Raw genomic sequence first — 13055 nt, forward strand, 5'->3', positions numbered from 1 at the left:
ATGTTGAGTAAATATATGAGTTTGCCGAAAAGAAGGTTTATAGTTTTAGGCGCAGGAGTGCTGAGTTTGTTGCTCTGCGGTGTAGTTGTGGCGCAAGAGCAAAGACAAATACCAGGACAGTTAATGAGGACTGTGACGGTGACAGGTCGAGGTGTGGAATCAATTCCTGCTACTATTGCTCAAATCAGTTTGGGTGTGGAGGCGCAGGGGAAAACTGCTCAGGAGGTGCAACAGGATGTGGCGCGGCGATCGACTGCGGTGGTAGAGTTGTTGCGATCGCGCAATGTAGAAAAGCTCCAAACGACAGGCATTCGCCTCAATCCAAACTACTCTTACCAAAATAACGTCCAGCGTTTGGTGGGATACACCGCAGTTAATACAGTCAGTTTTCGCATAGATTCTCAGCGCGTGGGAAATTTATTGGATGAAGCGGTGAAGGCGGGAGCGACTAGAATTGATGGAATTAGTTTTGTGGCGGCAGATAGTGCTATAGCCAAAGCCCAAGAACAAGCATTACAAGAAGCTACCCTAGACGCTCAAAGACAAGCAAATGCCGTTTTAGGTGCTTTAAATTTAAAACCACAGGAAGTAGTTAACATTCAAGTCAATGGTGCAGCAGCACCACCCCCACCACCACCAATAGCCTTTCGTGCTGCTCCAGCAGATAGGGCAGAAAATCAGTTCTCTACTCCTGTAATTGGTGGAGAACAGCAGGTTGAAGCATCTGTGACGCTGCAAATTCGGTATTAATCCAAGATTGACATTAGTACGTTGTTGTGCTTTAGCACTCTTACTACCACGCTCGATAAGAGCGCTAAAGCGCAACTACATACCCATTTTTAAAATTCTTCATTACTTGAGTAGCTAGTTGCTCGATCAGATCCTCCGTCTTGTTTAGACCCTAAAAGATCTATTCTGTCAACTCGAATTATAGGTGAAGAGCGGTTGGCACCAGTAGCGCGATCGCTCCAACTATCAAACTTCAATGCACCTTTAACTCCGATCAGGCTACCTTTACGCACGTAGTTAGCAGCTACTTCAGCTTCTTTCCCCCATAATTCTAGATTAAACCAGTCGGGTTCATCACTATTGCGAGTTGGTCGTCTAACAGCTAGGGTTAACCGACATTTAACGCTACCCGACTCGAAATACCGCACGTCAGGATCTCCGCCTACACGACCGACTAAAGTCACAACATTGAGAGTCATATTGAATTACCAGTACAGCTGTACTCATTATTTATTTATCTACTTTAACCAATTGAGGGTACAATTCAAGATTCAGGTTGCATCTACCGAAAAGAAATATTTCTAGTTTGACTAGACGCAGGATAGAAAACGTAATAAAATCCTGCACGGTTAGGTTACAGTCCTACAAAAAGCATCTCTTGTTTGGGGGCAAAAAGCGCGTGGGTCTTTTTAATCGCTTATCTATCTCTCGTGACATGGGTATCGACCTCGGTACCGCAAATACTTTAGTGTATGTGTCCGGTAAAGGTATAGTTCTTCAAGAACCTTCAGTGGTCGCCATTGACAAAGATACAGGCGAAGCATTGGCGGTGGGAGAAGAAGCGAAAAAAATGTTGGGGAGATGCCCTGGTAATGTGGTGGCGTTGCGTCCGCTGCGTGATGGGGTAATCGCTGATTTTGATAGTGCTGAGTTAATGCTGAAGCACTTTATCAAACGGGTGAACGAAGGTCAAGCTTTGGTACAACCGCGAATTGTGATTGGTATTCCCAGCGGTGTAACTGGGGTAGAACGACGGGCGGTAATGGATGCGGCGCTGCAAGCAGGCGCTAGAGATGTCAGATTAATTGATGAGCCAGTGGCGGCGGCTATTGGTGCGGGGCTACCTGTGGCTGAACCTACAGGTAACATGATTATCGATATCGGTGGTGGCACTACGGAAGTGGCTGTACTGAGTTTACAAGGTACGGTGCTGAGTGAGTCGGTGCGTGTGGCTGGCGATGAACTGAATGATTCGATTATTCAGTACATGAAGAAAGTGCATAATCTGGTGATTGGGGAAAGGACAGCGGAAGAAATTAAAATTCAAATTGCTTCGGCTTATCCGACGATCGCAGATGAAGATTCGATTATGGAAGTCCGGGGTTTACATCTACTCTCTGGGTTGCCGAGAACTGTGACAATTAAGGGGCCAGAAATTCGCGAAAGTATGTCTGAGCCTTTGGCGGTAATTGTGGAAGCAGTGAAGCGGACTTTGGAAAGAACTCCTCCAGAATTAGCAGCAGATATCATTGACAGGGGCATCATGTTAGCAGGGGGCGGGGCTTTGCTCAGAGGTTTAGATACTTTGATCAGCCATGAAACTGGAATTGTGGTTCATGTGGCTGCCGATCCTTTGAGTTGTGTGGTTTTAGGTACTGGAAGAGTGCTAGAAAATATCAAACAACTCGATCGCGTATTTAGTGGTCGCTCTCGCAATTTATAATCCCTACTCCAAACATAAATAAAGACTACTGTCTATGGATACGTTACGCCGTTGGTGGGATCGAAATTGGTTGCAAATGGCACTGATAGGCTTGGTAATCAGTACGGCTTGGATGGCTCGCCAAACTCAAGGCGGAAGTTTATTTGAAGTCTATCAGTTGCTTACTCGTCCATTTCAATCTAATCCAAGTAAGCAAGAACTTTTAACTAATGCCAAAGTTTTGGAAATGGAGGCAAAGTTACAACAAATCGAAAGAGAAAATCAAAAACTGCGAGAACTTTTGGGTTATGTATCCAAAGATAAGAAGCAGGCGATCGCTGCTCCGATTGTAGGTCGCAGTGCGGATCATTGGTGGCAACAAATTACTCTCGGTCGGGGAAGTAAGGATGGGATCAAAGTGGATTTTGTCGTTACTGCGCCTGGGGGTTTGGTCGGTAGAGTTAGTAGTGTAACTGATAATACGGCAAGGGTGCTGTTGATTAGCGACCCTAGCAGTCGTGTGGGTGTGACGATCAACCGCAGCGGTTTTATGGGAGTGATGCGGGGTAAATCAGGAAACAAGGCGGTAATGCAGTTTTTTGAGCGAGTTCCCGATGTCCGTCGTGGAGATGTAGTGATTACTTCCTCAGCTAGTGAGCTATTCCCTTCAGGATTACCTGTGGGGCGTGTGGAGTCAGTGAATTTAAGTCAAAGCCCTGCGCCAGAAGCTGTGATTGCGCTTTCGGCTCCGACAAGTGCCTTAGAATGGGTAGCTGTTTATCCAGTGGGAAAAAATACTAATCCTGATGCTGCTCAAGTCAGTTCTAAATAACTAAATTTGAGGAACTCAAATTGTTGTCTAATGCTTGAGTGGTAAGGTGGTCAGAAAAATAAGCAAGGAAAACAGCGAATGATTCAGATCTCTCGTTTGCCTTATTATGGTCGTCAATTGCTGAATTGGGGCGTGACAGCTTGTTCGGTAGTTGTCTGTACATTAATTTTGCCGACTCGACTACCGGGGATGGAATTGTTGGGGCTAGGCCCAAATTGGTTGTTGATCTGGGTGGTGGCTTGGAGTGTGAAGCGGAGTATTTTACAAGGTGCGATCGCTGGTCTGGCTATAGGTTTAATTCAGGATGGGATGACTGAACCACATCCTTCTCATACGCTCAGTTTGATATGTGTGGGAATTTTAACGGCGATGATGAAAAAACAAAGATATGTACAAGAAGATTTTATTTCTGTAGCATTAATTGTATTTGGGATGACTGCGGTGGCGGAAACGGTGCTGGCACTTCAGTTTAGTCTGGTGGGCGATCGCTCTTTGTCCCAAATTTGGACAGAACATCAACAAATAGCTTTGTCTTCGGCGATTCTCAGCAGTTTATGGGCTCCCATTCTTTATTATCCATTAAGTGTTTGGTGGGAAAAGATGAATTGGATAGAAAATAATGCTTAGTTTGGTAATGGGTAGTGGGTAGTGGGTAGTGTGATTTAAGAAGTAAAGATTTGAGATTTGAGATTTAAATTATTAATCAGAGTAGAAAAGGGAAAATTGAATTACCAACTACCAACTACCAACTACCAACTACCAACTACCAAATGATTGATGAAAAAATGAATGATTTTGACTCCAGCATGATGCGTCGATGTCTGGATTTAGCCCGTAAAGCGCTGGGAAAAACTGCTCCTAATCCAATGGTGGGGGCGGTGGTGGTGCAAAATGGACAAATTGTGGGCCAGGGGTATCATCCAGGGGCGGGTCAGCCACACGCGGAGGTGTTTGCTTTGCGGGAGGCGGATCATTTGGCGCGGGGTGCGACAATTTATGTGAGTTTGGAACCTTGTAATCACTACGGGAGAACGCCGCCTTGTACGGAGGCGCTGATTGGGGCGGGGGTGGCTAAGGTGGTGGTGGGGATGGTAGACCCAAATCCGCTAGTTTCAGGGAAGGGAATTGAGAGGTTGCGCGAAGCTGGGATAGAAGTAGTGGTGGGGGTGGAAGAGGAAGCTTGTCGCCAATTAAATGAAGCTTTTGTACATCGGATTTTATATAAACGTCCGTTTGGGATTTTGAAATATGCGATGACTTTGGATGGGAAAATTGCCACAAGTAGCGGACATAGTTCTTGGATTACGGATTTGGCGGCGCGTGGTGTGGTACATCAATTGCGGGCGGCTTGTGATGCGGTGATTGTGGGTGGGAATACGGTGCGTTTGGATAACCCTCATTTAACGAGTCATCAAGTGGAGGCGCGAAATCCTTTGCGGGTGGTGATGACTCGGAGTTTGGAGTTGCCGGACAATGCTTATTTGTGGGAGACGGAGGCGGCAGCTACTTTGGTTTTAACTCAGGTGGGAGCAAATCCCGATCTGCAAAAGTTACTTTTAAGAAAGGGTGTGAATGTAGTTGAGTTAGATTCTTTAACTCCAACTAGAGTTATGTCTTATTTATATGATTTAGGGTTTTTATCGGTGTTGTGGGAATGCGGGGGTGTTTTGGCGGCGAAGGCGATCGCAGAAGGTACTGTTCAAAAAGTAATGGCTTTTATTGCCCCAAAAATTATCGGTGGGGATGGAGCACCTTCCCCTGTGGGTAATTTAGGTTTCCAAAAGATGACACAAGCTTTAACTCTGGAAAGGGTTAGTTGGCGAACTATTGGCCCTGATTGTCTGATGGAAGGTTATCTACCTTCTGGCACTAATTTTAGATAATTTAACTGATTTCCTGAGCAAGAAGATCTACAGCAGCAAGATGTGGAATAGACTAACAAAAGATGTTTGAATTTACGCTTTTAACTTTATTTGTCGGTAGCCTTGGTGTCCAGGCAACAGCTTTGGGTGGATGGATGCGCTGGTATCAGTCAGTGCTGGAAAAAGAGGAACAGGAGGAAGAAACTTTGACCCGTTATGAATCCAAGATAAACACCGAGATGGAAATGCTTGGGCAATCTCATCATATTTCGCCCCAAGGAGTACCCCAGGGAATACCGCAGGGAATACCTCGTGAATTACGATTAACTGGTTGGGAGTTTAAAATTGTTCGGGCTAATCGAGATATTTTTCGCGATCCGGCAATTTTACAGCGTTTGTGTGAGGAAGAGGGAGAGGCTGGTTGGATTTTATTAGAAAAGCTGGACGATCGTCGGGTAAGATTTAAGCGTCCGGTGGCTTTACGAGATTTAATTAAACCGGAACGGCTGGCTATTGACCCTTACAGAACTCAGTATGGCCCTTCTAACAAACCATTTGTTATTTTGGGGATTTTGGCGGCTTTAGGAGCTATTATTTTACCTGCTTACTTGGCTTTTGCTCTAGTGTCAAATACTTTGCATAATTCAGGCAAAAATTTTACTCAACCTGCGGGAGTTTCTACTCCTAGACCATTAGAACCTGTGGATTAGTTATTTGTCATTGGTCATTGGTCATTGGTCAATAGTTAAATGTTAGTTGTTATTTGTTTATTTATACAAATCATCAATAAATAATACTAATAACCAATGACAAATGACCAATGACAAGTAACTAAAGAATTTGTGATAAAAATTGGCGAGTGCGTTCTTCTTGGGGGCGTTGGAAAAATTCGTTGGGGGTGGCTTCTTCTACTATTAATCCTGCATCCATTAAGATGACGCGATCGGCTACTTCACGGGCAAATCCTACTTCGTGAGTAACTACTACCATTGTCATTCCGCTTTGGGCTAATGTTCGCATGACATCGAGTACTTCTCGCACCATTTCTGGGTCTAGCGCTGATGTGGGTTCGTCGAATAACATGATTTTAGGTTGCATGGCTAGGGCTCTGGCGATCGCAACTCGTTGTTGTTGTCCTCCTGAAAGTTGGGCGGGATATTTGGAAGCTTGTTGCAATATTCCGACTCTTTCTAATAGTTGCATTGCAGTTTCTTCGGCTTGTTTTTGCGATCGTTTCCTTACCCAAATTGGTGCTAAGGTAATGTTTTGCAGGACGGTTAAGTGAGGGAATAGGTTAAATTGTTGAAATACCATTCCTACTTCCCGGCGAATTGTATCAATGTTGCGAGTGTTATTATTCAGGGTAATTCCGTCGATTTCGATGCGTCCTTTTTGGTATTCTTCTAAGGCGTTGAATGTGCGAATAAAGGTGGATTTACCGGAACCTGATGGGCCCATTAATACGACTACTTCGCCTCTATTAACGGTGAGGTTAACGCCTTTGAGGACGTGAAATTGTCCGTAGTATTTGTGTAGGTTTTGGGCGATGATGATGGGGGTTTGTTCTGGCATTTTAGTTTACCTCTAGAGTTTAAAAGATTAATTGAGAATTGATTAGTTTAATAACTATGAATTACAAAGTGTAAGGAACGGGGAATTAACTTAGTGAGTAACTGTATTTTACATTATCAACGGGTTGTGGTGGCGCTGAAGGAAACTAGGGAAATTATGGGGGAAATTGATGAGTTGATTCCTGGGTTTCCTTTGGAATGAGTTAAATTTTAACCGCAGATGAATGTAGATTTAGATCTTGCATTAGTCCCACAATCCGCCTGCGAATCAATTCGCAGGCTAATAGCGAAACTCCTCTAAAGAGGACTAAATATAGGACTGACGCAAAAGCTCTATTTGTAGGGTGCGTTAGTGCTAACGTAACGCACCATTATTTAGTGTCAGTGCGTAAGTCTTAAATACTTAAAATTCTTATGCTTTCAGTCCATTTTAATGGACTTAAGCTATTAGCCCGGAAATTGATTTCCGGGCGGGCTCGCAACCGCAGGTGCAAGTCTTCTTCTTTGCGTTCTTTGCGTCCTTTGCGGTTCAATTATTTCTTATCTCTGTCCTACACCTAATTGCTTTTCTAACCTCCGACTCGCTAAAGACATTGAATAACAAAATACCCAATAAATCAAACCCACAAACAAGTAAACTTCAGCATATTTTCCGAGAAATTCTGGTTGCGCTAAGATCGATCGCGCTATCCCCGTCAATTCCAATAATGCAAAAATCGCTAACAAAGATGTATCTTTAAATAACCCAATGAATTGACCGACAATTGAGGGAATTGCTACTTTCAACGCTTGGGGTAAAACTATTAATGAGGTAATTAAAACCGGATTTAATCCTAATGCTTTGGCTGCTTCTGTTTGTCCGCGAGGGACTGCTTGTAATCCGCCTCGGACGTTTTCTGCCATGTATGCGGCGCTGAAGAGTGTGAGTCCTGCGATCGCTCTTACTACCCGATCTAATCTCCAATCTGATGGTAAAAACAAAGGTAACATTACCTGCGCTATAAACAAAATACCAATTAACGGTAATCCCCGAATTAGTTCAATGTAAATAATACTGAATATCCGCACTACTGGCAGGTCGCTTTGTCTTCCTAATGCTAACACAATGCCTAAAGGAAAGGAAAGCACAATGCTAATAATTGCTAAGATTAACGTTAATAATAAACCTGTCCATAAGTCGCTACCAACTGGTTTTAATCCGAATCCTCCGCCAATTAACCACATCACTAGGGGAAAAGATAGCGCCCAAATTAAGGGAAGCCAACTGGTTATTTGAGCGAGAAACCGTTTAGTTAATGCTCCCCAAGTTACCCCAGTAAGTGTAATAATAATTCCGACGATTGTCCAAATTCGCCAGGTTAAATCAACGGGATAACGACCAACCAAAAACAATCGTAAATTGGTGGTGACAACTGTCCATTGTGCTTGGTTAAATACCCAATTTAAGAAGTTCTTTCCAAAGATAAATATTATACAAAGGCATATCAGAGTTAATAAACTGTTGTACCAGGTGTTAAACAGGTTTTTTAGTAACCAGTTAAGAGTTCTGCTTCTAATTTTTAAGGGTGGAGGGTTATTGGCATCATTCATATTCGCTAAGAATTGAGGAATGTTATAATATGATGCTTAATGGAGCATAGTTTATTATCGGATAATCTCCTTTAGCTTTCAAGGCTTAACACAAATCTTATGGCAGAATTACCGGAAGAAGCTCTAACTATTGCTTTTAACTTAGAAAAGCGACTGCTGCAATTAACTTATCAAGCTAGTAATTTGGGATTTCGGATTTGGGAAGAGTTTGGGGAAACAGATGCAAGTATTGCTGATTTAGATCTGCTACAAAACGTTACGGAACAAGCTAGGGCTAATTATACAAGGCTGACTAAACAGTTGTTTGAAATGGCAGCTTCTCGATCGAAGTCTAATTTGATGACGATGGATTCTTTATCTCATTATTGTCACTCAATGGAAGGAAATATTAACGAGTTAGAGGTGACGATCGCACAAATCCAAAACAATCAGCAATTACCATCTTTTTAGTTAATCCTCCTATCTTTCTTTGATTTGAATCCGCCGATTATAAATGTTTAAGAGCAGGGAAATGCTCAAACTAATTGTCAGGTATGTTATTATGATAATTAGGATAACTTCTACGGCTCGCCCGGTAATGTTGTTGGTAGTAGAAGCGATCGCATAAATATCAGGAAATCCGATCGCAATTGCTAAACTAGAATTTTTCGCTAAATTCAAATACTGACTCGTTAATGGGGGAATAATTACTCTTAAAGCTTGGGGAAAGATTACTAACCTCATTAATTGTAAAGGTTTTAATCCAAGCGATCGCGCCGCTTCCCATTGTCCTTTCGGTACTGCTTGAATCCCACCACGAATTATTTCGGCAATAAACGCACCTGTATATAAAGTTAGCCCTAAAATTAAAGTTAAAAATTCTGGGTAAAGGGCAATTTTGCCGGGAAGTAATAAACCTTGATTTGATAAGGAAATTATGCCAAACAAAGAAATCGGATTTCCTCTTTGGGGTAACTTGAGAAAAAAGGCAAAATACCAAAATAACAGTTGCAATAATAAAGGTGTATTGCGGAGAATTTCGACATAAATCATTGCCAAGTTTCGGATTAACCAATTATCCGAAAGTCGTGCTACTCCCACAATAATTCCTACAATACTTGCTGACACTAGACCGATCGCCATTACCCGCAATGTATTTATCAAACCGACAAATAAAGCGGCGGCGAAACTATCAGTAGATTTATAATTAACAATTCTTTCACCGATATCAAAACCAGCTTGTAAATTCAGAAAATCAAATCCAAACTGCAAACCTAATTGGCGCAAATTTTCGGTGAAATTTCCCCATAAAAATATAGCTAGAATTATTACTAGCAGGATTAATAATATTTGTCCAAACCAGCGCCAAAAACGGTTACTATTCCACATAAATCAGGCTTTAGCGAAAAGGAGGTGAATAGAGTAAACCTTTTTTATTCCACAGATTATTTAGACCTCTGTCTAACTTCAAACTTGTATTTGGCCCTAAATTACGATTATAAATTTCGCCGTAGTTACCTACAGATTTAACGATCCGCACTGTGAAATCATTAGTTAAACCTAAACCTTTACCCAAACCTCCTTCAACTCCTAAAAACCTGCGGAATATCGGGTCTTTACTACTGATTAATTGCGTCACATTTTTAGAATTGACACCTAATTCTTCAGCTTCAATTAAGGTGTAAACTACCCATCTAACAATGTTAGCCCAACGCGCATCACCTTCGGCTACTGCTGGGGCTAATGGTTCTTTCGACATTACCACATTTAAGATTTCATGATCTTGGGGTTTTGGTAATGCTGTGCGCCGGGAAAGTAACTGCGATCGATCTGAAGTTACCGCATCACAACGACCTTCTGCATAAGCAGTATAAGCCGTATTTACATCTTCAAAAACTACGGGTTGGTAAGATAATCCTCGCCGACGCATTTGATCGGCAAGATTTTGTTCGTTTGTTGTGCCCGTTTGAGTACAAATTGGTTTACCTTTGAGATCTTCGAGTGTTTTAAACCCACTATTTTTCCGCACCATCATGCCTTGTCCGTCGTAAAAAACTACGGGGGCAAATTCCAGTTTTACAGAAGTATCTCTGCCCAAAGTATAAGTAGTATTACGACTGAGAACATCTACTTCACCTGTTTGGAGAGCGGTAAATCTTTCTTTGGCATTCAAGTTGCGGAATTGGACGGCGTTAGGATCGTTAAATATAGCAGCTGCGATCGCTCGACAAATATCTACATCTAACCCAGCATATTGACCATCTGCACGCACAAAACTAAAACCGGGTAACTCTCCACTAACACCGCAAATTAGTTTGCCACGATTTTTTATCGTTTCTAACCGACCTTTAACCTGTTGTGTAGTACTCGCATCTTGTGAAACGGCAGTTTTTTTCGATTCCCCACCACAACTGATTAGAGTCAACAATATTGGTATTGTGATTAGTATCCTGCAACACCATATCCGCATATATTTTGTGCTTGTTTTCTCCTTTGCTTTCCCTACTAAATAGAGAGTAAGAGAGATAAATGTAACCTACTTTACAACTAGTGGCTTTCTTGCCAACCAGATTGACGTTCTTGGGCTAAATCACGAATCAGGGTTAATTTTGAATGCAGGTAATCGCTCAAAATATCTGCTTCGTTACTGCTCAAAGAACCTTGATTTCTCAATTGTTTCAGCAGCCATTGGACTAAACTAGCGTCATCTAGCTTTAGCAGTATATTCGATTGGGTATCTTCAATCAAAGACCAAATTTGCCGGAGCATATACGGAGTCATGGAATCTCCTCTTAACTATTGCTTTATGTTTTAAGATAGCCAATAATTGTCATACCAAACAGTAGGCAACACAAGTTGAAACAAGATTTACAAATCGCTTAATAAATCGAACAATATCTTGATTACAAGTGAGTCAGTACTTATTAAATCATGTCTCAATCCCTAGAGGCTATACCAGATGGAGAATAGGGAACTCGAATCCCTGACCTCTGCGGTGCGATCGCAGCGCTCTACCAACTGAGCTAATTCCCCGTTTACCTTGTTTTTGGCGATTCCAAGTCTTTTAGCGACGAGTAAAGGACTTTTAACCATCAAAAACTTATTTTAACATTCCGTGACGATCGATTGAAATTTTTCTTGAGAAAACACTTCCTGGAGGCGCTCCAATTCCAAATCCCAAAAATAATCTACAGTCCAATTAGCTTGGCGTTGCATTAGATGAAATGGGTAGGTATTTGCTACTCCTACCACCTGCATTCCGGCGCGTTTAGCAGCGGTAATACCCGCTGGGGTATCTTCAATTGCTAAACATTCTGCGGGTTGCAGGTCAAGATTGGCAAATTCTTGGTTTAATAGTTCTACTGCCAATAAGTAACCATCTGGTTCTGGTTTACTAACTTTCAAATCATCGCTGGAAGCAATTACAGAAAAGTATTGCGCCAAGTTAGCCCGACTTAATACTACTTCGACTTCCGATCGCAATGCCCCAGTCACCAAACCAATTTTCAGATTAGCTGCAAGTAATTTAACAATAAAGTCTTCCAAACCAGGATAAATAGGCAATTCTGCCATTTCTGCAATGCGTTGTTGGTAAGCTTGAGCTTTCCGGGAAATTAGCTGATTGAGGTAACTTTGTGTAAGTACTCGACCTCGATGGGAGAAAAGGTCGCTTAGACAGGCGCGATCGCTCCTTCCCAAGCAATATTTGCGAAATTCGCCCCGTTTCGGTCGCAGATTCTCTGCTATTAAAATCTCCTCAATCAGCTGCTCATGAATTGGTTCATCGTTGATGATGATGCCGTTAAAATCAAACAAAACTGCCTTAAGAGCCATTCGATTTTAGATTTTAGATTTTAGATTTTAGATTTTGGGTTGTTTTTCTCCTCAGTTTAAGTCATAGAGTATCAAAAGCTGGTGCAGGAATTCCTGAAAAATCAGCGCCTACTTGCTGGTAGGAAGGCTTTGTGGCATTGATTTCTACACCTGGGATAGGTTTCATCCCTCGGCTAATCTGATTCACCCACCAATGCTCTTGTGTTTCGACTGCTTCAAATCCCGCTGCGCCCATCCAAGCGTCAACATTTCCCGACGCATAAGCTTTAATGTAAGGTTCTTCAAAAATCTCCGTCAACCATTCGGTGTGGCGCAGGGTTTTCTGATTTCCATCGAGAATTAACACTTGTCCTCCGGGAACTAACAACCGGAAGCTTTCCCGCAAAATAGCTTGAGAAACTGCTGGAGGAGTTTCGTGAAACAGCAAAGATGCTGTCACTACGTCAAAGGATGCGTTGGGAAAACCTGTGTGTTCGGCGTTTCCATGTCGCCACTGAATCCGCAGTCCGGCTTGTTTGGCTTTGCGATCGCCCATAAATAACATATAAGGCGACAAGTCTAAACCGATGACTTCGGCTTCAGGAAAAGCTTGTTTGAGTAAAACCGTTGTGGAACCTGTACCACAGCCTAAGTCTAAAATCCTTCTGGGTTTTCCGCCAATGCGATCGACTAACCCCTGTCTCACCCAAGTTTCATTCGGCGCTAAAACATATTGTGTCACCGGATCGTAAGAAACGGAAGCGCCAGGGTTGAGATATCCGCCTTTGACTCCGTGAAAGTTCTGGCTGCTGTAATATTCAGGATATTCTAAATTTGGCTGACGGAAGCGCGAGGCTTCTGCTTCCCAATCTACGCTCTCATAAAAACGCTGTAACCCCTGTTCGTCAATTAAGGGACGAATTAATGGTGCTAAAAAACGTTCCCAAATTGTTTCTTTTGCGATCGGCATTGCTTTG

The 13055-nt window shown here is 42.5% G+C and carries 15 protein-coding genes and 1 tRNA gene; 7 read left to right on the forward strand and 9 right to left on the reverse strand.

Going from position 1 to position 13055, the window contains the following annotated elements; genetic code table 11:
* Window positions 1-15 precede the first annotated feature (15 nt).
* Window positions 16-750 (forward strand): SIMPL domain-containing protein, encoded by a 735-nt coding sequence (locus tag ACE1CI_RS19710; protein ID WP_496615629.1) that lies wholly within the window; start codon window positions 16-18, stop codon window positions 748-750.
* An 89-nt stretch (window positions 751-839) separates the two neighbouring features.
* Here the strand turns inward: ACE1CI_RS19710 and ACE1CI_RS19715 are convergent, their stop codons facing one another.
* On the reverse strand, window positions 840-1208 hold the full coding sequence (locus ACE1CI_RS19715; protein WP_413262535.1) for a single-stranded DNA-binding protein: 369 nt from the start codon (window positions 1206-1208) through the stop codon (window positions 840-842).
* 236 nt (window positions 1209-1444) lie between these two features.
* Between ACE1CI_RS19715 and ACE1CI_RS19720 the strand changes: the two genes are divergently transcribed.
* The 5 genes from ACE1CI_RS19720 to ACE1CI_RS19740 all read left to right on the forward strand — a co-directional run bounded on the left by ACE1CI_RS19720 (window position 1445) and on the right by ACE1CI_RS19740 (window position 5835).
* Window positions 1445-2452, forward strand: coding sequence for a rod shape-determining protein (locus tag ACE1CI_RS19720; RefSeq protein ID WP_413262538.1), 1008 nt, complete (start codon window positions 1445-1447; stop codon window positions 2450-2452).
* Window positions 2453-2486: 34 nt separating this feature from the next.
* A complete protein-coding gene (gene mreC, locus ACE1CI_RS19725; protein ID WP_413262534.1) occupies window positions 2487-3263 on the forward strand; it encodes a rod shape-determining protein MreC in 777 nt (258 codons plus the stop codon).
* A gap of 78 nt (window positions 3264-3341) precedes the next feature.
* Window positions 3342-3890, forward strand: coding sequence for a rod shape-determining protein MreD (mreD, locus tag ACE1CI_RS19730; protein WP_413262533.1), 549 nt, complete (start codon window positions 3342-3344; stop codon window positions 3888-3890).
* A gap of 143 nt (window positions 3891-4033) precedes the next feature.
* Window positions 4034-5146: a bifunctional diaminohydroxyphosphoribosylaminopyrimidine deaminase/5-amino-6-(5-phosphoribosylamino)uracil reductase RibD gene (gene ribD, locus ACE1CI_RS19735; RefSeq protein ID WP_413262532.1), complete on the forward strand. Its 1113-nt coding sequence runs from the start codon at window positions 4034-4036 to the stop codon at window positions 5144-5146.
* A gap of 62 nt (window positions 5147-5208) precedes the next feature.
* Window positions 5209-5835, forward strand: a complete 627-nt coding sequence (locus ACE1CI_RS19740; protein ID WP_413262531.1) for a hypothetical protein — start codon at window positions 5209-5211, stop codon at window positions 5833-5835.
* A gap of 121 nt (window positions 5836-5956) precedes the next feature.
* Here ACE1CI_RS19740 and ACE1CI_RS19745 read toward each other — a convergent pair whose 3' ends face one another.
* Both ACE1CI_RS19745 and ACE1CI_RS19750 read right to left on the reverse strand, forming a co-directional pair.
* Window positions 5957-6697, reverse strand: a complete 741-nt coding sequence (locus ACE1CI_RS19745; protein ID WP_413262530.1) for an amino acid ABC transporter ATP-binding protein — start codon at window positions 6695-6697, stop codon at window positions 5957-5959.
* A 539-nt stretch (window positions 6698-7236) separates the two neighbouring features.
* Window positions 7237-8286: an amino acid ABC transporter permease gene (locus ACE1CI_RS19750; RefSeq protein WP_413262529.1), complete on the reverse strand. Its 1050-nt coding sequence runs from the start codon at window positions 8284-8286 to the stop codon at window positions 7237-7239.
* A 99-nt stretch (window positions 8287-8385) separates the two neighbouring features.
* On the opposite strand from ACE1CI_RS19750, the gene ACE1CI_RS19755 reads away from it, so the two are divergent.
* On the forward strand, window positions 8386-8736 hold the full coding sequence (locus ACE1CI_RS19755) for a hypothetical protein (protein ID WP_413262528.1): 351 nt from the start codon (window positions 8386-8388) through the stop codon (window positions 8734-8736).
* Between the two features lie 9 nt (window positions 8737-8745).
* Here ACE1CI_RS19755 and ACE1CI_RS19760 read toward each other — a convergent pair whose 3' ends face one another.
* The 6 genes from ACE1CI_RS19760 to ACE1CI_RS19785 all read right to left on the reverse strand — a co-directional run bounded on the left by ACE1CI_RS19760 (window position 8746) and on the right by ACE1CI_RS19785 (window position 13048).
* Window positions 8746-9654 (reverse strand): amino acid ABC transporter permease, encoded by a 909-nt coding sequence (locus tag ACE1CI_RS19760; RefSeq protein ID WP_413262527.1) that lies wholly within the window; start codon window positions 9652-9654, stop codon window positions 8746-8748.
* A gap of 10 nt (window positions 9655-9664) precedes the next feature.
* The gene (locus tag ACE1CI_RS19765; protein WP_413262526.1) at window positions 9665-10735 is read right to left on the reverse strand and encodes an amino acid ABC transporter substrate-binding protein; all 1071 of its coding nucleotides are present in this window, start codon (window positions 10733-10735) and stop codon (window positions 9665-9667) included.
* A 77-nt stretch (window positions 10736-10812) separates the two neighbouring features.
* Entirely contained in the window at window positions 10813-11046 is a 234-nt protein-coding gene (locus tag ACE1CI_RS19770; protein WP_413262525.1) for a hypothetical protein, read from the reverse strand.
* A gap of 179 nt (window positions 11047-11225) precedes the next feature.
* Window positions 11226-11298 (reverse strand) — tRNA-Ala (locus ACE1CI_RS19775).
* Window positions 11299-11370: 72 nt separating this feature from the next.
* Window positions 11371-12099, reverse strand: coding sequence for an HAD family hydrolase (locus ACE1CI_RS19780; protein WP_413262524.1), 729 nt, complete (start codon window positions 12097-12099; stop codon window positions 11371-11373).
* A gap of 61 nt (window positions 12100-12160) precedes the next feature.
* Window positions 12161-13048 (reverse strand): class I SAM-dependent methyltransferase, encoded by an 888-nt coding sequence (locus ACE1CI_RS19785; protein WP_413262523.1) that lies wholly within the window; start codon window positions 13046-13048, stop codon window positions 12161-12163.
* Window positions 13049-13055 lie beyond the last annotated feature (7 nt).

The organism is Floridaenema flaviceps BLCC-F50 (assembly GCF_041929275.2).
Classification (GTDB): Bacteria; Cyanobacteriota; Cyanobacteriia; order Cyanobacteriales; family Aerosakkonemataceae; genus Floridanema; species Floridanema flaviceps.

Excerpts from the sequence above, each read along its gene's own strand:
- ACE1CI_RS19710 (WP_496615629.1), top strand. The coding sequence starts at position 16 with ATGAGTTTGCCGAAAAGAAGGTTTATAGTTTTAGGCGCAGGAGTGCTG.
- ACE1CI_RS19715 (WP_413262535.1), bottom strand. The coding sequence starts at position 1,208 with ATGACTCTCAATGTTGTGACTTTAGTCGGTCGTGTAGGCGGAGATCCT.
- ACE1CI_RS19720 (WP_413262538.1), top strand. The coding sequence starts at position 1,445 with ATGGGTATCGACCTCGGTACCGCAAATACTTTAGTGTATGTGTCCGGT.
- mreC (WP_413262534.1), top strand. The coding sequence starts at position 2,487 with ATGGATACGTTACGCCGTTGGTGGGATCGAAATTGGTTGCAAATGGCA.
- mreD (WP_413262533.1), top strand. The coding sequence starts at position 3,342 with ATGATTCAGATCTCTCGTTTGCCTTATTATGGTCGTCAATTGCTGAAT.
- ribD (WP_413262532.1), top strand. The coding sequence starts at position 4,034 with ATGATTGATGAAAAAATGAATGATTTTGACTCCAGCATGATGCGTCGA.
- ACE1CI_RS19740 (WP_413262531.1), top strand. The coding sequence starts at position 5,209 with ATGTTTGAATTTACGCTTTTAACTTTATTTGTCGGTAGCCTTGGTGTC.
- ACE1CI_RS19745 (WP_413262530.1), bottom strand. The coding sequence starts at position 6,697 with ATGCCAGAACAAACCCCCATCATCATCGCCCAAAACCTACACAAATAC.
- ACE1CI_RS19750 (WP_413262529.1), bottom strand. The coding sequence starts at position 8,286 with ATGAATGATGCCAATAACCCTCCACCCTTAAAAATTAGAAGCAGAACT.
- ACE1CI_RS19755 (WP_413262528.1), top strand. The coding sequence starts at position 8,386 with ATGGCAGAATTACCGGAAGAAGCTCTAACTATTGCTTTTAACTTAGAA.
- ACE1CI_RS19760 (WP_413262527.1), bottom strand. The coding sequence starts at position 9,654 with ATGTGGAATAGTAACCGTTTTTGGCGCTGGTTTGGACAAATATTATTA.
- ACE1CI_RS19765 (WP_413262526.1), bottom strand. The coding sequence starts at position 10,735 with ATGCGGATATGGTGTTGCAGGATACTAATCACAATACCAATATTGTTG.
- ACE1CI_RS19770 (WP_413262525.1), bottom strand. The coding sequence starts at position 11,046 with ATGACTCCGTATATGCTCCGGCAAATTTGGTCTTTGATTGAAGATACC.
- ACE1CI_RS19780 (WP_413262524.1), bottom strand. The coding sequence starts at position 12,099 with ATGGCTCTTAAGGCAGTTTTGTTTGATTTTAACGGCATCATCATCAAC.
- ACE1CI_RS19785 (WP_413262523.1), bottom strand. The coding sequence starts at position 13,048 with ATGCCGATCGCAAAAGAAACAATTTGGGAACGTTTTTTAGCACCATTA.